Origin of the sequence: Pseudoroseicyclus sp. CXY001, assembly GCF_041714655.1 — a bacterium.
In the GTDB taxonomy this organism is placed as follows: domain Bacteria; phylum Pseudomonadota; class Alphaproteobacteria; order Rhodobacterales; family Rhodobacteraceae; genus Pseudoroseicyclus_A.
On record NZ_CP168219.1, the window covers coordinates 1,776,528 to 1,794,968 of the forward strand.

The 18,441-nt window shown below is 69.9% G+C and carries 15 protein-coding genes and 1 tRNA gene; 3 read left to right on the forward strand and 13 right to left on the reverse strand.

What is annotated here, in order from left to right:
• Positions 1-17: 17 nt before the first annotated feature.
• From ACAZ03_RS08605 to ACAZ03_RS08655, 11 genes are all read right to left on the reverse strand, one after another.
• Positions 18-2,012 carry a putative bifunctional diguanylate cyclase/phosphodiesterase gene (locus ACAZ03_RS08605; protein ID WP_373352734.1) on the reverse strand — a complete coding sequence of 665 codons (1,995 nt, stop codon included), beginning with the start codon at positions 2,010-2,012 and terminating at the stop codon, positions 18-20.
• 160 nt (positions 2,013-2,172) lie between these two features.
• The gene (locus ACAZ03_RS08610; protein ID WP_373352736.1) at positions 2,173-2,787 is read right to left on the reverse strand and encodes a pyridoxamine 5'-phosphate oxidase family protein; all 615 of its coding nucleotides are present in this window, start codon (positions 2,785-2,787) and stop codon (positions 2,173-2,175) included.
• 207 nt (positions 2,788-2,994) lie between these two features.
• Positions 2,995-3,084, reverse strand: a tRNA-Ser gene (locus ACAZ03_RS08615).
• Positions 3,085-3,136: 52 nt separating this feature from the next.
• Complete coding sequence (locus tag ACAZ03_RS08620) at positions 3,137-3,793, reverse strand: histidine phosphatase family protein (RefSeq protein WP_373352738.1); 657 nt, start codon at positions 3,791-3,793, stop codon at positions 3,137-3,139.
• Between the two features lie 11 nt (positions 3,794-3,804).
• On the reverse strand, positions 3,805-4,584 hold the full coding sequence (locus ACAZ03_RS08625) for a M35 family metallo-endopeptidase (protein ID WP_373352739.1): 780 nt from the start codon (positions 4,582-4,584) through the stop codon (positions 3,805-3,807).
• Between the two features lie 9 nt (positions 4,585-4,593).
• Positions 4,594-7,101 (reverse strand): DUF3772 domain-containing protein, encoded by a 2,508-nt coding sequence (locus tag ACAZ03_RS08630; protein WP_373352741.1) that lies wholly within the window; start codon positions 7,099-7,101, stop codon positions 4,594-4,596.
• Positions 7,102-7,124: 23 nt separating this feature from the next.
• Positions 7,125-8,159, reverse strand: a complete 1,035-nt coding sequence (locus ACAZ03_RS08635) for a cysteine synthase A (protein ID WP_373352743.1) — start codon at positions 8,157-8,159, stop codon at positions 7,125-7,127.
• 69 nt (positions 8,160-8,228) lie between these two features.
• On the reverse strand, positions 8,229-9,320 hold the full coding sequence (locus ACAZ03_RS08640; RefSeq protein WP_373352744.1) for an NUDIX domain-containing protein: 1,092 nt from the start codon (positions 9,318-9,320) through the stop codon (positions 8,229-8,231).
• A gap of 5 nt (positions 9,321-9,325) precedes the next feature.
• Complete coding sequence (locus ACAZ03_RS08645; RefSeq protein ID WP_373352746.1) at positions 9,326-9,766, reverse strand: TrgA family protein; 441 nt, start codon at positions 9,764-9,766, stop codon at positions 9,326-9,328.
• Positions 9,767-9,799: 33 nt separating this feature from the next.
• Entirely contained in the window at positions 9,800-11,005 is a 1,206-nt protein-coding gene (locus ACAZ03_RS08650) for a class I SAM-dependent methyltransferase (RefSeq protein ID WP_373352747.1), read from the reverse strand.
• A gap of 150 nt (positions 11,006-11,155) precedes the next feature.
• Entirely contained in the window at positions 11,156-12,373 is a 1,218-nt protein-coding gene (locus ACAZ03_RS08655; RefSeq protein WP_373352749.1) for an aminotransferase class V-fold PLP-dependent enzyme, read from the reverse strand.
• A gap of 118 nt (positions 12,374-12,491) precedes the next feature.
• Between ACAZ03_RS08655 and ACAZ03_RS08660 the strand changes: the two genes are divergently transcribed.
• Positions 12,492-13,388, forward strand: coding sequence for a fatty acid desaturase (locus ACAZ03_RS08660; RefSeq protein WP_373352751.1), 897 nt, complete (start codon positions 12,492-12,494; stop codon positions 13,386-13,388).
• 3 nt (positions 13,389-13,391) lie between these two features.
• Here ACAZ03_RS08660 and ACAZ03_RS08665 read toward each other — a convergent pair whose 3' ends face one another.
• Complete coding sequence (locus tag ACAZ03_RS08665) at positions 13,392-14,783, reverse strand: uracil-xanthine permease family protein (RefSeq protein WP_373352752.1); 1,392 nt, start codon at positions 14,781-14,783, stop codon at positions 13,392-13,394.
• 166 nt (positions 14,784-14,949) lie between these two features.
• Between ACAZ03_RS08665 and ACAZ03_RS08670 the strand changes: the two genes are divergently transcribed.
• Together ACAZ03_RS08670 and ACAZ03_RS08675 are read left to right on the forward strand one after the other, a co-directional pair.
• Positions 14,950-15,378, forward strand: a complete 429-nt coding sequence (locus ACAZ03_RS08670; RefSeq protein ID WP_373352754.1) for a cupin domain-containing protein — start codon at positions 14,950-14,952, stop codon at positions 15,376-15,378.
• On the forward strand, positions 15,375-15,596 hold the full coding sequence (locus tag ACAZ03_RS08675) for a sulfurtransferase TusA family protein (protein WP_373352755.1): 222 nt from the start codon (positions 15,375-15,377) through the stop codon (positions 15,594-15,596). Before ACAZ03_RS08670 ends, ACAZ03_RS08675 begins: the two co-directional genes overlap by 4 nt.
• 68 nt (positions 15,597-15,664) lie before the next feature.
• Here the strand turns inward: ACAZ03_RS08675 and ACAZ03_RS08680 are convergent, their stop codons facing one another.
• Positions 15,665-18,352, reverse strand: a complete 2,688-nt coding sequence (locus ACAZ03_RS08680) for a ribonuclease E/G (RefSeq protein WP_373352757.1) — start codon at positions 18,350-18,352, stop codon at positions 15,665-15,667.
• Positions 18,353-18,441: the final 89 nt, after the last annotated feature.

The following is an 18,441-nucleotide window of genomic DNA, read 5'->3' on the forward strand; positions in this document are numbered from 1 at the left end:
CCGCCTGAAGCCCGCCCTCAGGCGATGGCCGCCAGATCGAAACCGCGGACGGCCGGGGCCAGATGCGCCGCATCCACCGGCCGCGCGAAAAGGTAGCCCTGCCCGTAGGTGCAATGGGCGGCGCGCAGGACGCGGAGCTGCTCCGGCGTCTCGATGCCCTCGGCGACGATCTCGAAGCCGGACTTCTCGGCGATGGCGATGAGCGCCTCGACCACGGCGAGGTTGCGCGGCCCGGCCCCGAGGCCGGAGACGAAATGCCTGTCGATCTTCAGGATGTCGATGGGCCAGGAGCCCAGATGCTGCAACCCGCCATAGCCGGTGCCGAAATCGTCCAGCGCGACCTTGGCGCCGCGCATCCGCAGCTCTTCCAGCGTGCGGAAGATCTGCCCCGTCGCCTCGCCCAGCATCACCTTTTCCGTCACCTCCATCGTCAGCGCCGGCCAGTCGACCCCGGCATCGAGGAGTGCGGTCTGCACATCGAAGACGAATTCGCGGTTGAGAAGGTCGAAGGAGGTGACGTTGATCGACAGGCTCGGCGGCGCGGCGCCGCAGGCCCTGAGGTCGCAGAACGTCTCGAGCGCCTGCAGCATGAGCGAGCGCGTCATCTCTTCCGCCAGGCGGTAATCCCCCAGGATCGCGGAGAAATTCTGCGGCGGCAGCACGCCGCGGTCCGGGTCGACCCATCGGGCCAGCACCTCGGCCGAATGGCAGGCCCCCGTCTGCAGATCGACGATGGGCTGGAAATAGGGAACGATGCGCCGCCCCGCCAGCGCCTCGGCGAAGCGGCGGCTGAGCTGCTGGTTGTGAAAGCGCTGATGGCCCTCTTCATCGAAGACGGTCGGCGTGCTCCGCCCGGTGCTTTTCGAGGCATAGAGCGCGGCATCGGCGAGCTGGAAGAGCCCCGCGAAATCCTCCGCCTGCGCGGGATAGAGGCTGGCGCCCATGCTCACCCGGCCGAGATCGGGCTTGCCGAGCATCGCCGTCGCCCGGAGGATTGCGTTGCGGCAGGAGGTGAGAAGGCTCGCCAGATAGGCGCGGCCATGTGAGGGCAGCTCGACCAGCGCCCCGAATTCGTCGCCGCCGATGCGCCCGAGGAGCGTGCCCTCGGGAAAGGCGCTGCGCAGCGCCCGCGCCACGGTCTTGAGATAGGTGTCGCCGAACTGGTGACCGTAGAGATCGTTCACCCGCTTGAAGAGATCGACATCGAGCAGGACGAGCGCCGCCTGCGGCTGGCCGGGCTGCAGCCGCGGGCGGCATTTCTCCTCGAAGGAGGCGGCGTTGACGAGGCCGCTCAACTGATCCGTCTCCGCCACCTGGCGCAGGTGCTGGACGCGCTTCTGGGCGACGACGAGATCGAGCTCCAGCGTCGTGCGGGCCCGGAGCGCCTCGAGCATGAAGGCGGAAAGCCGCGCCGCCGTGTGGCAGCCCCGGTCGAGGACGTCGACCGGCTGATCGGGGGACTTGTAGGCGAAGCCGAGCGCCCCGATGCGGATGCCTTGGGCGTCGATCACCGGGCAGGTGAGGAAGAGATAGGACTCGCCCCCGAGCGATTGCCACAAATGCGTCACGCCGGCGGGATCCTCCGCCGCGCGGCCGGGCCCGGCCGTGCCGATCAGGCGCTGAAGGCGGCTGCGAAGCGCCTCCTCCGCCGGGCCATTGGCCTTCGGCTCGGGCGGTGCGGCGGTGCTGTTGGCGACCGTGGCGGCCGGCGCCATGAAATCGGGGGAGAGCAGCAGCAGGCAGGCATCGGGCTCGGAGACGGAGCAGGCCATCTGCTCGACCATCTCGCGGAGCTGCCCGAGCTCTTCGGCGAGGAAGGCGCCCTCCTCGAAGGAATAGCCATCGCGGTGGCGGCTCATGTCTGCAGCCCTGCGGCCCCCTGCCAACGGCCGGGCGCCGCCGACCAGCGCGCCCGCCGCCGCGGCAGCGGCATCGCGGCGCTGCTGCAGGCTGCGGTCGAATTCGCGCAGGCTTTCCTGCAAGAGCCGGTCGGCATAGGCCCGAAGTGACAAGCCTCGATCCGTCTCGCGCCCAGCAGCAACCATCGCAACATTCCGAACTTCCGGCATTCAACAGGGCCGGTCCCGCCGGGACCCCGCCCCTTCCTCAACAACTCGGCTCAGGTTTGAGCCAAATCGTTGAGATCGCGTTAAGTTCGAAGAAAGGAACGCCCTACCAGAGCGACTTTCGATAGGCTTCGGCGAGCGTGACATCGAGCACATCGGCGCTCTCGACCAGTGCGAGCTGGTCGCGGAGGATCTGCCCGAGCGTCGGCATCTCGGCGCGGTCCGGCCAGCTCTCCGGCTTCCAGAGCTCGGAGCGGATGAAGGCCTTGGCGCAATGCATGAAGACCTCGCGGATCTTCACGACGAGCACCGCCTTGGCGGGCCGCCCGTCGACCCCGAGTTCGGCGCAAAGCCCCGCATCGAAGGTCAGCCGCGCCTCGCCGTTGATCCGCAACGTCTCCTGCATGCCCGGGATCAGGCAGAGGAGGCCGATGGCGGGGTTGTCGATGACGTTCTCCCAGGTATCCAGCCGGTTGTTGCCGGGCCGGTCGGGGATGGCGATGGTCTTCTCGTCGAGGACAGCGATGAAACCCGGCCGGTCGCCCTTCGGCGTCACATCGGCCCGGCCGCCCTGCCCTTCGGAGCCGATGGCGACGAAGGGGCAGCGGGCGAGAAAGGCGCGGCCATGGGCATCGAGCCCCGGCAGCACCTTGCGACTGGCCGCCTCTCCGACCGTGCCGTACCCGGCGCGAAGCTCTTCCCTGGTCTCGATGAATTTCATGCCTGTGCCCTTCCGCTGCCCCCGGCCCTGTCGGTGTTGCCGAGTCGCACTCCGCCTAACACTGGCGCAGAAGCGGGTGTATGGTCACGGCCGAAAAGCATGGAGCGGATCGATGAGCCCGGCGCGAAAAAGGGCCGTTGGAGACCGATCTCCATAGAAGTGGAAACCGCTGAAACCTCTGCGCGCAGACGACGATCGATCAAAGGATGGCGGACAGGGTGGGATTCGAACCCACGAGACGGTCTCCCGCCTACACACTTTCCAGGCGTGCGCCTTCGACCACTCGGCCACCTGTCCGGCGCGGGCTCCATCGCAAAACCGGGGCGGGATTGCAAGGGTGGATCGGGGCTCAAACGTGACTGCGGAGCGCCCTGCCCTCGGCGTCCGAAAGATGCGGCAGGCCGTTGAAGAGATCGAGGCGAAGGTGCCCTTGCCCCGGCACCAGCCGGTGGAGCGAGCTGTTCTCAATCTGCAGGGCCACATGCGAAAAGGCGGTGACGCTCAGCTCCATCGCCAGCTTCATCGCCATGGCGATCACGCCGCCGGAGGTGACGAGCATCACCCGCGTCGCCGCCGCCTCATCGAGGACGGAGCGGATGCGCGCCTCGAAATCGGCATGGCTTTCGCGCGGGGTGTCGATGCGGCCCTCCGCCCAGGCCGCCATGATCTGCGGCAGATGCGTGAGGAAGGTCTCGCGGCTGGTGGGAAACGGCAGGGCGTGGCGGGCATTGGCATCGGCGGAGAGGCCGAAGTAATCGAGCTCGTCGAGCCGCGGGTCCACCTCGGGCGCCAGGCCCATTGCCTCGCCGATCAGCGCGGCCGTCTGTCGCTGGCGCTGGAGCGCGCCGGAGGTGATGCGGGCCGGCGGCGGCTCGTTCTCCGCCAGCCAGGCGCCGAGGCGGCGGGCCTGCTCCTGGCCCTGGGGCGAGAGGCTGTCGTAGCTCGCCTCGTCCTGCGCGGCGCTTTGGGCCTGGCCATGGCGGACCAGCAGGATCTCGGGGGTCATGCGCGGGCCCCTCAGCGCGCCAGGCGGCAGGAGAGGCAGCCGGCGCCGCCCTGATCGCTGGCGCGGGGCAGCATGGTGCGATCGATGGGCGCCACCTCGGCGGGCGGCGCGTTGGCGGAGGGCTCGTCGGCGGGCGGCCAGTCGATCGGCAGGTCGGGGAGCGGGTCACCGCCCGGATCCGGCCGGGGCGCGGGGTAGAAGGTCACGTCCTCGGCGAAATACTGGTAGCTGTCGGCATTGCGGATGGCGCCGAGCGCATCGCGCCGCGCCATGCGGGCGCATTCCGACCGGGAATAGCAGAGGTCGTCGGTGTCGGCGACGACGTGGAAATGGCTCATCTCGTGGATGATCGTACCCTCGCGCGTGCCGTTCTCGAGCTCGGGCGCGCCGGGGCGATGGTCGGTCATGTTCGGCTGCGCGAAGAAGTTCGGGCAGAGATTGATGACGTAGGGCTGGTCCGGATAGACATTGGCATAGGTGTCGCGCAGGCATCCGTCCTCGCCCAGATTGGGGCAGACGGCGACCATCTCGTCGCTGAGCAGCGCCGTATTGACGGCCTTGAGATTGGTGCGCACCGCCTCGGCCCTGTCGCGGCTGAAGGTGCCGAACCAGCGGTTGTAGGCCTCGGTGTCGCCCACCTGCGCCGCCGCGACGAGAACGATGGCGCCGGCACCGGCGAAGGCCTCTTCCGCGATCAGGATCTCGGGCTTCTCGCAGCGCTCGAAGGTCGCCGCGCGGGCGGTGAGCGGCAAGACCAGAAGGAGGGCGGCGAGCAGGACGCGAAGAGTCATGGGCCGAACTTACCCCCCGGCCGGCGTGTCGCCAACCGGGGGAATTCCATGCCCCTCCTCCCCGCGCGCGGCGTCCTGCCGCAGGGTCTCGGGATTGCGCAGCCACAGGTCGTGCTGGGCGAAGGGGATCTCGATCCCCTCTTCGAGGAACCGTGCGTTGATCGCGTGGTTGAGGTTGTTCTGCACCTCGAGGATCGTGCCGATCTCGCGCAGGATCACGCGGATCTCGAAATCGAGCGACGAGGCGCCGAAGCCCATGAAGAGCACCTGCGGCGGCGGGGTGAGGATCACCTGCGGCTGCGCCTCGGCGATCTCGCGGAGGATGGCGTCGACGCGGGCGGTGTCGGTGCCATAGGCGACGCCGATCTTCACGATAAGCCGGCCGACGGCATTGCCGCGCGTCCAGTTCGTCACCTGGCCGGCGACGAGGTCGGCATTGGGGATGATGACGTCCCGGCGGTCGAAGGTCTCGATCCGCGTCGAGCGGACGGAGATTGCCCGCACGATGCCCATCTGCCCGCCCGCCTCGATCCAGTCGCCTTCCGAGATCGGCCGCTCGATCAGGAGGATGATGCCGGAGACGAAGTTGGATACGATGGTCTGCAGGCCGAAGCCGACGCCGACGGTCAGCGCACCGGCGACGATGGCGAGCGACGACAGGTCGACGCCGACGGCGAGGATGGCGACGAGCGCGGCGAGGAAGACGCCGATATAGCCGGTGCCGGAGACGATGGCGTTGCGGGCGCCGACATCGAGCCGCGTGCGCGGCAGGACGGCGGCGCGGAGCGTCGACTGGAAGAGCCGCGTGACGGCGTAGCCCAATGCGAAGAGCAGCAGGAAGATCAGGAAATCGGTCGGAGAAATGCGGCTTTCGCCAAGCGCATAGCCCTCGCGGACCCGCGCCCAGAGCTCGGTCAGATCCTCGACCCGCGCGCCCCAGATGAGCGCGAGGACGGGCACGGCGGCCAGCGCCAGGATGAGCGCGAGCAGCACGGGCAGGAGCGGCCCCGTCTCTTCCGTGCCATCCTCGCCGCTACCGGCGAGCGCGGCATAGAGATCGCCGATGAGCCGTTGCAGGAGCACCACGACGGCAATGAGCGCGAGGGTCAGGATGGCGGGCGGGATGACCGAGCCGGCGGCGGTGTCGAAGCCGAGCGTCGCCAGCACGGCGCCGGCGATGCCGGCGGCCATCGCCGCCTGTCCGAGCACGCGCATGAGCCCGCTCCGGTAGGAAGAGACGGCGGCGGCGCCCTCCTCTTCCTCTGTCTCGCGGCGGGCCATGACCTGGCCGAGCCGGAAGAGCACGAGGGCGAGAAGCAGCAGGATGGGAAAGCGCAGCACCGCCGTCGCCGCCTCGCCGCCCTCTCCGGCGGCCTCGGCGGCGGGCAGGAACCCCAGAAGGATTGCCTCGGCCCCGAGGAGCCAGCCCAGGGTCTCGGTGAGCCGGCTGGCGCGGCGGCGGCCGGCCTCGCCCAGCCCGGCGCTGGCCGCGGGGCCGCGCTGGAAGATCTCTCCGGCCAGCCAATGGGCGAGGAAGATGCTGATGCCCGCCTGCGGCACCGCATAGAGAAGCGGCGTGGCGCGCGGGCCGACAAAACCGCTCTCCTGCACGACCACGGCCAGCAGGAAGAGCCCGAAGACCGGCAGCGTCAGCGATACGACGGACAGAACCGCCCGGGCGACGCGGGCGCGCGGGCGTTCCAGCCGCTTCGGCGTCAGCCGGCGGAGCGCCCGGCGGGCGGGCCAGAGGAGCACCACGCCGATGAGGACGGCGATGAGAAAGCCGCCGGCATCGGTGCTGATGGCCGACCAGCGCGACGGGCTCTGCGTCCGCGCCGCGATCTCGGCGCCCACGGCCGCGGCGCCGGTGACGACGCTGCGGCCCGCCTCGACCCAGGCGCGCGGCGCCAGCGGGCTCGGGCCGCGCGCGAAGAGCTGCTCGGCCTGGGCGGCGCGGTCGAGGGCATCGATCTCGGCGATGAGGCCATTGGCCTCCGCCAGCCGCTCGGCGGCGAGAAGGCGCGGTGTCGCCAGCCGGCGCCGCTCTTCCAGAAGCGTCTCGCGAAGCGCCGTCACCTCGTCGGAGACATCGGCATCTTCGGGGCCGAGCGCGGCGATCTGGGCGTCGAGCGTCTCGATGCGGCCGGCGTGGATCGCCTGTTCGGCGAGGAAGGCGTCGCGCCACTCGCCCAGCTCGCGGCGGAGCGTGCGGAGCGCGAATTCGCTGCCGGCGCCGTGTTCGCTGAGCGAGGCGGCGCGGGCGGCGACGAGATCCCAGGTGTCCAGCTCCTCGTCATCCACGCGCGCATCGGGCCCGGGCGGGCCGGCGCGGGCGGCGGCGGCATCGGCGCCGACGCGCGGGGTGGCCGGGGGCTCGGCGGGGTCGGTGGTCTCGGCCGGGGACTCCTCGATGCCGGGGACGAGCGAGCCGAGCCCCTGCGCGGCGAGGGGCGCGGCGAGAAGGCAGGCGGCCGCAATGCAGGCGGCGAGACACCAGGCGCCGAAGCGCCGGGCCATGTCTCCCCCCTGACGGCCTCCCCTCACGCGTCCTCGAAGACGCCCGGAATCGAGGCGGGCCCCCGCTCCAGCCAGGCCGGAAGCGGCAGGTTCTTCGACTTCAGGAAGTCCGGGTTGAAGAGCTTCGACTGGTAGCGCGTGCCGTAGTCGCAGAGCACCGTCACGATCGTATGGCCCGGCCCCAGCTCCTTCGCGAGCCGCATGGCGCCCGCGATGTTGATGCCCGACGAACCGCCGACGCAGAGCCCCTCATGCTGCAGGAGGTCGAAGACGATGGGCAGCGCCTCCTCGTCGGAGATCTTGTAACCCATGTCTGGGCGGAAGCCCTCGAGGTTCTTGGTGATACGCCCCTGGCCGATGCCTTCGGTGATCGAGGAGCCCTCGGATTTCGCCTCGCCCTCCATGAAGAGCGAATAGATCGCCGAGCCGCCCGGATCGGCCAGCGCCACCTTCACCCCCTTGGGCTGCAGCGCCATGCCGACGCCGGCCAGCGTGCCGCCGGAGCCGACGGCCGCGACGAAGCCGTCGACCTTGCCGCCCGTCTGCTCCCAGATCTCGGGGCCGGTGCCCTTTTCATGGGCGTCGCGGTTGGCGGTATTGTCGAACTGGTTGGCCCAGATCGCGCCCTTCTCTTCGGTCTTCGCCAGCTCTGCGGCGAGGCGCTCGGAATAGCGGACGTAGTTGTTGGGGTTCTTGTAGGGCACCGCCGGCACCTGCACGAGCTGCGCGCCGGCGAGGCGGATCATGTCCTTCTTTTCCTCGCTCTGCGTCTCGGGGATGACGATGACCGTCTTGAAGCCCATCGAGGCGCCGACAAGCGCGAGCCCGATGCCGGTGTTGCCGGCCGTGCCCTCGACGATAGTGCCGCCGGGCTTCAGGTCGCCGCGGCGGACGGCATCCTCGATGATGTAGAGCGCCGCGCGGTCCTTCACCGACTGGCCGGGGTTCATGAACTCCGCCTTGCCGTAGATGTCGCAGCCCGTCGCCTCGGAGGCGGCGCGCAGGCGAATGAGGGGCGTGTTGCCGATGGAATGGGCAAGGTCGGCGTAGGTGCTCATGTTTTTGGCCTTATCTCTGCTGCCAGAATGTCTAGGCGCCGGGCGGCAGAGGTTCAAGCGGCGCCCCGCTCAGAGGGCCATGAGCATGGCGATGAGCGGGCCGATGTTTATCTCTCCCGAGCGGACGAGGCCGAGCGCCCGTTCCAGCGAGACGACATGCACGCGGATATCTTCCCGCTCTTCCTCCAGCCCGCCGTACCAGAGGTCTTCTTTTTCGAGCCGCGTCTCGCCGGCATAGCAATGGAAGAAATCCGTGTTGGTGCCGGGCGAGGGGTAGAAGGAGAAGAGATGCCGGAGCGAGGTGAGCGTGACGCCCGCCTCCTCCTCCGCCTCGCGGCGGGCGGCGGCCTTGGGCGTCTCGCCCGGGTCGATGATGCCGGCGACCGGCTCGAGGACCCAGGGGTTGGGGTCACCGCGCTTCGCCGGCCCCGGGCGGAACTGCTCGACCATGAGGACGAGGCCGGTGTCCGGGTCATGGGGCAGCACGAGCGCCGCGTCGGTGCCGGTGAAGACCTCGCGGGGCACGCCCGTCTCCCGCCCGCCGTCGAAGCGGCGGTGGGCGATGTCGAGCCCCGAGAGCTTGAAGAAGCTGCCGTGGGGCGGCGCGCTGGCGCGGAGCGTGAAGTCCCCCGGCGCCGGGCTGTGGCGGAGCGTCGTGGGCGCGGGCTCGCGCGCCGCACGGAGCTGCGCATCGGCGCGGACCTCCATCATCCGCCACTGGCGGCGAAGTTCCTCCGGCGGCAGCGGCGGCTCGTGGGCGGCCATCTCGGCGGCGGCGAGGCGGATGCGGGGGGCGTCCCCCGCCTGCCAGGCGGCGAGGCTCCAGGGCGTGCCGGTAGAGGTCTGCTCCTCCGGCGGGAGGTAGACTTCCGCCGGGACGGCCCCGCCCTCAACCTCCACGAGCGCCTCGCCGAGCCGGTAGCCCCAGGGCAGCTCGAACCTGTCGAGCCGCGCGCGGCGGGCCTCGTCCAGCCCCTCCCAGAGCAGCCCCTCGGCCGCGGCGCCCTCGCGGCGGACGAGCATGGGAAGGTCCACCCCCATCACCCGTTCGGCGGCCCAGCCTGGCAGACGCGCCGGCCTGGCCCGCCCCGCGCCCTCGCCGGCGACGATGGAGAAGAGCTCCGCATCGCGGAGCGTGCCATAGAGGAAGAGGGCCGCCATGGCGCTCAGCGCCAGTGATGCGAGGTGAATTCCACCAGCATGCCGATCAGGGCTCCGCCGATGGCGAGCGCCAGGAGCACCTCCTGCACCGCCACGATCTGCGCATTCTCCCACATGAAGCGGAAGACATCGACCAGAGCCTCGACCGGCCCGTCGTAGCGCTTGTCGAGCGAGCGGTCGATCATCTGCGCGAAGGAGAAGAGGAAGAGCGACCAGAGCGCCAGCGCCGCCGCCGTCGTCAGCCCGACGCCCACGGCGGTCACATAGCCCTGCCCGGCCCGGACGCCGAGGATCAGCCAGCCGACGACGAGGCCGATGGCGGCGTTGAGCCAGCCGAAGCGCGGCCCGACGACGCCATCGGGATAGAGCGGCTCCACCATCCCGGCGGCCGCCAGCGCCAGGCCTGCAAACAGGAGGGCCGCCACCATCTTCGCCGCCGTCGGCATCGCTCGCTCGCCTCCCAGGGCGGCCCGCGGGCCTCAGGCGGGCCGGCGCACCGTCATCTGCGTCACATCGCAGTTTTCACTGCGAAATGTGGCGGCACAGCCGGTGAGATAGAAGCTCCAAAGCCGCTGGAAGCGCTCGTCGAAGCCGAGCGTTGCAATCTCGTCCCAGCGGTCTTGGAAGGTCTCGTACCACAGGCGCAGCGTGCGGCTGTAGCTCTCGCCGAAGGTGATGGCGCCCGTGACGGCGAGCCCGGCCTTGTCGATCTCCTGGCGAAGGACGCCGGGAGACGGCAGCATCCCGCCCGGGAAGATGTATTTCTGGATGAAATCCACCGAGCGGCGATAGACGTCCCACCGCCGGTCCTGGATGGTGATGATCTGGAAGGTGCCCTGCCCGCCCGGCTTCAGCCGCTCGCGGACGGTGTTCCAGTAGACCGGCCAGTATTTCTCGCCCACCGCCTCGAACATCTCGATGGAGGCGATGCCGTCGTAGCGGCCCGCCTCGTCGCGGTAATCCTGCAGCTTGAGCGTCACCCGGTCGGCGAGCCCGGCCGCCTGCATCCGCTTCTGCGCAAAGGCGAGCTGGGAGGGCGAGATGGTCAGGCCGGTGACCTTCAGCCCCCGCTCCTTCGCCGCATATTCAGCGAAGCCGCCCCAGCCGCAGCCGATCTCGAGCACATGATCGCCGGGCGAAACGCCCATCTGGTCGACCATCGAGGCGTATTTCGCCGTCTGCGCCGCCTCGAGGCTCTGGGCGCCGCCGTCGAAGAGCGCCGAGGAATAGGTCATCGTCTCGTCGAGCCAGAGACCGTAGAACTCGTTGCCGAGGTCGTAGTGCGCCTCGATGTTGCGCTTGGCCTGCCGGCGGGTGTTGGAATGCAGCCAGAAGCGGATGCGCTCGAAGAGCGCCGGCAGCGAGCGCGAGGGGAAGCCGTCGAACACGGCATCGCCGGCCTCGTGGATGAAATCCATGAAGTTCTGCAGATCCGGCGTCGACCACCAGCCGTCCATATAGGCTTCGCAGAAGCCCAGATCGCCCTCGCGCAGGAGCCGCGCGAAGAGCTCGTCATTGTGGATGGTGATCTCGGCCTCGCGGCCCGGTTCCGCCCCCTCCAGCAGGAACTCGCGGCCGTCGGCCAGCTTCAGCACGCAGCGGCCGCGCGCGAGGCCCTTCATCTGCTCGAAGGCTGCAGCGAAATAACGCGGCAGGTCGCGCTGCCCTTCGGTGCTCGTCAACATCTTGAAAGGTCCCACCCTGCATCTTGACCGATACCCCTAATACGGCGGGCGGATGAGCGCAGTTCACTCCCGCCGCCGGGGCTGTAGAAGACTGCCCGCGCCGGCGCCGGGGAGCAAGTCCGCCACGGGCTTTCCGCAGCGGCAGCGCGTTCAGAGCTCGGCGTCGAGCGCCGCGATGAGCTGATCGACCTCGTCGGGGCTCGTGTAATGCGTGAAACTGAGGCGGAGGACGCCCTTGTCGAGCGGGATGCCGAGCGCCCCGAGCGGCCGCACCGCATAGAAATCCCCGCCCCAGGCCATGACCTTGTGGTCCGCGAGCCGCTCCGAGACGGGCTCCGCCTCCCCCTGCAACTCGAGCGCGATGGTCGGGGCGCGGGCGGCGGCGTCGCGGGGCCCGAGGAGGCGCAGGTCGTTGCGCCCGCCGAGGTAGTCGAGGAGCGGCGCCATCAGCGCCTGCTCGCGGGCCTGCATCAGCTTGTGGGCATGTCGCGCCGCCGCGGCCCCGGCAGCGGGCCCGCCGTGATGGGCCGAGAGCGCCTCGATGTAATCGGCGATCCCGGCCGAGGCGGCGACCTGCGCATGATCGGGCCCCGCGGGGGTGAAGCGCTTGTAAAGCGAGCCGTTGTTGAACGAATGCCCCTGCCCCGGCAGCGCCATGCCGAAGTCCTCGCGGATCACCATCAGCCCCTGATGCGGCCCGTAGGTCTTGTAGGCGGAGAAAAGGTAGACATCCGCCCCGAGCGCGCCGACATCCGGCAGCCCGTGTGGCGCGTAGGAGACGCCGTCGACCACCGTGCGCACCCCCGCCTCCCGCGCCAGCGCGCAGATGGCGGCGACGTCGTTGATGGCGCCGATGACGTTGGAGCAATGCGGGAAGCAGAGGAGCTTCGCCCCGTCGAGGAGCGCCGGCAGCGCCCCCATCGGCAGGAGCCCGGTCTCGGGGTCGAGCTTCCATTCGCGCACCTCGATCCCCGCATCGGCCAGACGCCGCCAGACGCCGGCATTGGCCTCGTGATCCTGCTCGGAGACGACGATGGCCTCGCCGGGCGTCAGCCAGCCGCGCACCGACTGGGCGAGCACATAGGTGTTCTGGCTGGTCGACGGCCCGAAAGAGAGCTCGTGCGTGGCGACGCCCAGCATCTCCGCCAGACGGGCGCGCGCCTCGTCCATCTCGGCCCCGCCGGCGGTGGCGGCGGGGTTGGGCGCATAGGGCTGCATCTTCCGCTCGCGGTAGAAGCGGGTCAGCCGGTCGATGACCGGCGCGCAGGCGTAGGAGCCGCCGGCATTCTCGAAGAAGGCCCAGCCGGCGAGCGACGGCTCTGCGAATGCGGGGAATTGCCGCCGCACCCAGCTCGTGTCGATATCCATGCCAATCCCCTCCACCTGATCCGCCGCAGGTCAGCCCGGGCGGGGCGGGAAGTCAATCGCGGGAGGCACCTTCCGCGACGGCCTTTCCCTGCGGCCGGAGCTGCCCTAGCCTCGGCCCATGAGCGAAGCCGCCCGCGCCCGCGAGATCATTGCCGCCCTGCCGCCGGAGGAGCGGGCGCGCCTGACCGCGCGCGCCGATGCCGCGGGACTGAGGCATCTGGCGCTCTACCTCGGCGCCATCGCGCTCTGCTCCTGCTGGATCGCCCTCCGCCTGCCGCTCTGGCCGGTGGTGCTGCTGCCGCAGGGGCTGCTGCTCACCTTCCTCTTCACGCTCGAGCATGAATGCACGCATGAGACGCCCTTCGCCTCCGGCCGGCTGGCGCTCTGGGTCGGCCGGGCCTCGGGCCTCGTGATCCTGCTGCCCTTCACCTGGTTCCGCGCCTTTCACATGGCCCATCACCGCTGGACGAACCTGCCCGGCAAGGACCCCGAGCTGGCGGTGCCCAAGCCCGAAGGCGCGCGGGCGATGCTCCTCCATTATACCGGCCTGCCCTACTGGGCGGGGCAGATCGCGCTTCTGGCCCGGCTCTCCGCGGGGCGCGCGGATGACAGCTTCCTGCCGCCGCGCCTTGCCGCGAAGGCGATCCGCGAGGCGCGGGTGATGGTGGCGGTCTATGCCGTGGCGCTGGCGAGCCTCGCGCTCATTCCAGCGCTCTTCTGGCTCTGGATCCTGCCGCTGATCCTGACCCAGCCGGCGCTCCGGGCCTATCTGCTCGCCGAGCATGGCGATTGCCCTGAGGTGGCGGAGATGCTGGAAAACACGCGGACAACCTTCACCACGAAGGCCGTCCGCTTTCTGGCCTGGAACATGCCCTATCACACCGAGCATCACGCCTGGCCGCAGGTGCCCTTCCACCGCCTGCCGGAGGTCCATGCGGCCTTCCGGGAGCATCTGAAGGTGACGGCGCCGGGCTATGCCGCCTTTACGCGCGGCTATCTCGCCCGGCACCGCTGAGGGTCAGTCCCGCCCCTCCGGCAGGGCCAGCGACAGGATGATCGCCGAGAGACCGGCGAGCGTGATCGGCGTCGCGACCACCTGCTGCACGAAGGTCGGTAGGTGCTGCGTCGCCGCCGGCACCAGCGTCACCCCGAGCGCGAGGCCGAAGCTGATCGCCATGATGTAGACCTTCCGCCGGTCGATGGGCTCGCTCGCGATGATGCGGATGCCCGCGACGGCGATGGTGCCGAAGAGCACCAGCGTCGCCCCGCCGAGAACGGAGGGCGGCAGGAGCCGGAAGAGCGCGCCGATGATCGGGAAGAAACCGAGGATCACGAGGATGCCGGCGATGTAGATCCCGACATGCCGGCTCGCCACGCCCGTCATCTGGATGACGCCGTTGTTCTGGCTGAAGGTCGTGTTCGGGAAGGTGTTGAAGATCGCCGCGAGGCCGGAATTCACCCCGTCGCCGAGGATGCCGCCCTTGATGCGCTTCATGTAGACGGGGCCCGAGACCGGCTGGCCGGAGATCACGGAGTTCGCCGTCAGGTCGCCCGAGGTCTCGATCGCCGTCACCAGGTAGATGAAGGCGATGGGCAGGAAGAGCGCCAGATCGAAGTCGAAGCCGTATTTGAACGGGATCGGCAGCGCGAAGATCGGCGTGCCGGCCATGGCCCCCCAGTTCACCTTGCCGAGGATCGCGGCGATGACGAAGCCGACCACGAGGCCGATCATGATCGCCGAGATGCGGATCATCGGGTTCTTGGTGAAGTTGAGCGCCAGGATCACGGCGACGACGACGAGGCCGAGGAGCAGGTTGGAGACGAGCCCCAGATTCTCTCCCGCCCCCGCGCCGCCCGCGAAATCGGTGAAACCGACGCGGATGAGCGACAGGCCGATGACCGTGATGACGATGCCGGTGACCGTCGGCGTGATGATCTTCGTCAGCCGGTCGATGAACTGGCTGAGGATGATCTCCACCAGGCAGCCGACGAGGCAGAGCCCGAAGATCATCGCGAGGATGTCCTCGTTCGAGCCGCCCCGCGCCTTGACGGCGAAGCCGGCGGCGAGCACCGCGCCGACGAAGGCGAAGCTGGTGCCCTGCAGGCTGAGAAGCCCCGAGCCGACCGGGCCGATGCGGTTGCACTGGATGAAGGTCGCGACGCCCGAGACGAACATCGCCATGGCGATGAGATAGGGGATCTCGGATCCGAGCCCCAGCGCGCCGCCGACGACGAGCGTCGGCGTGACGATGCCGACGATGGCGGCGAGGATGTGCTGCACGGCGGCGAGCGTTGCCGGGCCGGGTGCCGGCTTGTCGTCGAGCCCGTAGATCAGCGACGGCGCGCGGGTCTCCGGCGCCATGTCGCCCGGCCGCTCCGCCGGCATGTCATGAAGTGTCGTATCCGCCATCTGGTCCCCCTTGGCATGATGAAAGACCGGTCCCACCCGGCCCGGGATCATTGGAGCGCCGGAGGGCCGCCCCGCCAAGCACGGAGATGTGATCGGACGCGCCGCCGCGGCATCGCCTTGCCCCGGCGCGAAAAAAGCGGGCATTTTCGGGGAAAAGGAGAGCGCCATGACCGCCGAGGAGATCATCGAGGCCCTGAAGCTCGCCCCGCATCCCGAGGGCGGCTGGTACCGGCAGACCTGGGAGGGCGACGAGACCCCGCGCGCGGCGGGGACCTGCATCTACTTCCTCCTCCGCGCCGGCGAGCGGAGCCACTGGCATCGCGTCGACGCTGTGGAGATCTGGCACTTCTATGCCGGCACGCCGCTGACGCTTCGCCTCGCCCGGGCGGCGGAGGGCCCGGCGGAGGCGCTGCGGCTCGGGCCGGACCTCGCGGGCGGCGCGCGCCCGCAGGCCATCGTGCCGAAGGGCTGGTGGCAGGCGGCGGAGGCGGGGGACGGCTGGGCGCTCGTCGGCTGCACCGTCTCGCCCGGCTTCCGCTTCGAGGGGTTCGAGCTGGCGGGCCCCGGCTTCGACATCCCCGGAGAGCGCCCGTGAGCGCGCCGGTGGAGATCGACGCGCGGGGGCTGCGCTGCCCCCTGCCCGTCCTGCGGCTCAGGAAGGTGCTGGCGGAGCTACCGGAGGGGAGCCTCGTGCGGCTCTTCGCCGACGATCCGATGGCGGTGCTCGACGTGCCGCATTTCGCGCAGGAATCCGGCCACGAGATCGTGGAGGTAACGACGGCCCCGAACAGCTGGCTCCTCCGCCGCCGCTGAGGCCCGGATGTGACAACGCCCGCCCGGGTCTCCCCGGACGGGCGTGAGTGCTTCGGGTGGGGGCGACGTCAGCCGCGCGACCACCAGCCGCGGCGCTTGGGCTTGGCGGGGGCGGAAGAGGCCTCCTCCATCGCGGGCTCGCGTTCGGGTTCGGGCTCGGGTTCCGGCGCGGGCGCCGGGGCCTCGGCCGCAGCAGGCGCCTCGGCGGGCTCGGGCGCCGTGGCGGCCCCGTCCTCGTCGCCGGCGATGTCGGCCAGCGGCGGCGTGGCGACCGCTACAGGCTCGGCCTCGGGCTCGGCTGCGGCTTCCGCGGGGGCCTCCGCCTCCGGCTCGGCCTTCTTTCGGCGCGTGCGGCGGCGCTTGGGCTTCTCCTCCGCCTCGGCCGGAGCCTCGGCAGGAGCATCAGCGGGCGCCTCGGCAGCTTCCGCCGGCGCCTCCGGCGCGGCTTCGGCCTCGGCCTCCGGCTTCTTGCGGCTGCGGCTCCGCCGCCGCTTGGGCTTCTCTTCCGGCTCCGCCTCCGGCGTCGCCTCGGGCGCGGCGTCCGCCGCTACGGGCTCGGGCGCTTCGACCGGGCTGTCGTCGCCGGCATCGTCGCCGGCATCATCGGGGGCATCGTCGGAACTGTCGTCCGAGTTGTCCTCGTCGCGGGACTCCTGCCCCTCGCCGTTGCCGTCGCCATTGCTGCCGCCCCGACGCCGCCGACGCCGCCGGCGCTTCTTCTTCGGGCGGTCGTCTTCGGAGGCCGCGGGCGCCGGCGCCGCCGCCGGCGTCTCGCCGAGCGCGGCGGGGATCTCGTCCTCGTCCGGCGTCTCGTCACTGACCTCGGCCTCGGCCTCTTCCATCAGCTCCGGGCTCGCCTGGATGACGTTGCCCAGACCCTCGGGCACGGCACGCGTCGCCGTCTTGAACTTCTCGACCGTGTAATCGGGCGAGATGAGTGTGGGATCGCCCTCGAGCCGCACGGCCATGCCGTAGCGCTGCTCGATGCCGGCGATATGCTCGCGCTTGGAATTGTAGAGGAAATTGAGGATCCCCACCGGCGCCTTCACCAGTACTTCGCGGGAGCGGCCGCGAACGCCCTCTTCCTCGAGCTGGCGCAGGATGCCGAGCGCCACGTTGTCATCCGAGCGCAGGAGGCCGGTGCCGTGGCAATGCGAGCAGGGCTGCGTCGTCGCCTCCAGCATCCCCGGGCGGAGCCGCTGGCGCGACATCTCCAGAAGGCCGAAGCCCGAGATCCGGCCTACCTGGATGCGGGCGCGGTCGGTCTTCAGCTTGTCCTTCAGGCGCTTCTCGACGGCGGTGTTGTTCTTCCGCTCGTCCATGTCGATGAAGTCGATGACGATGAGGCCCGCGAGATCCCGCAGGCGCATCTGCCGCGCGACCTCCTCGGCGGCCTCGAGGTTGGTCTTCAGCGCCGTCTGCTCGATCGAGCCTTCCTTCGTGGCCCGGCCGGAGTTGACGTCGATGGCGACCAGCGCCTCGGTGATGCCGATGACGATATAGCCGCCGGAGGGCAGCTGCACCGTCGGGTTGAACATCGCCGCGAGCGTCGTCTCGACCTGATAGCGCGCGAAGAGCGGCATCGGGTCGATATAGGGTTTCACGTTCTTGGCGTGGGACGGCATGATCATCTTCATGAAGTCCTTGGCGTTGCGGTAGCCCGCCTCGCCCTCGACGATCACCTCGTCGATCTCGCGGCTGTAGAGGTCGCGGATCGAGCGCTTGATGAGGTCGCCCTCCTCGTAGATCTTCGCCGGCGCGACCGACTTCAGCGTCAGCTCGCGGATCTGCTCCCACATGCGCTGCAGGTATTCGTAGTCGCGCTTGATCTCGCTCTTCGTCCGCTGGCTGCCGGCGGTGCGGATGATGAGCCCCGCCCCCTTCGGCACATCGAGCTCGCCCGCGATCTCCTTCAGCTTCTTGCGGTCGGCGGCGTTGGTGATCTTGCGGGAGATGCCGCCGCCCCGGGCGGTGTTCGGCATCAGGACGCAGTAGCGGCCGGCGAGGCTCAGGTAGGTGGTGAGCGCCGCGCCCTTGTTGCCGCGCTCTTCCTTGACCACCTGGACCAGCATGATCTGGCGGACCTTGACGACCTCCTGGATCTTGTAGCGCTTCGGCCGCGCCTTGCGGGCGGGGCGGACGTCGTCGCTGTCGTCGTCCTGGCCGGCGCTCTCGATCGTCGTGTCCTTGTCGACATGCTCGACGGCGGTGTCGTCATCCTCCTCCTCGGCGGAGGGGGTCTCCACCGGGGTCTCGGCGACCGTTTCCATGGGCGAGGCGCCTTCCGGGGTCTCGCCGTCCTCGCCCTCGTCCTCGCCGAGGTCGATCGTCTCCATCCCCGCGGCCTCGCCGGAGGTGGAGGCCGAGGTCTCGGCGTCGGAGGCCTTGCTGCGGGAACGCGAGCGGGACCGGGAGCGCGGCTTGCGCTTGGTGTCCTCCTCCTCGTCCTCCTCCTTCTGCGCCTCGGCATAGGCGCGCTCTTCCTCGAGCAACGCCTCGCGGTCGGCGACCGGGATCTGGTAGTAATCCGGGTGGATTTCCGAGAAGGCGAGGAAACCGTGGCGGTTTCCGCCGTAATCGACAAAGGCGGCCTGAAGCGAGGCTTCGACCCGTGTTACCTTTGCGAGATAGATGTTGCCGGCGAGCTGACGCTTGGCGGCACTTTCGAAGTCGAATTCCTCGACCTTGTTTCCGTCGGCCACCACGACGCGGGTCTCTTCCGCGTGGGTGGCGTCGATGAGCATTTTCTTAGCCATGTTGCCTGAATGCATTCGGCCGAAGCGCGCCTCCCCGGTGGGGCGGCGGGCCGGGCGGAATGTCTGATTGGGGCGAGGGCGGCGGGAGG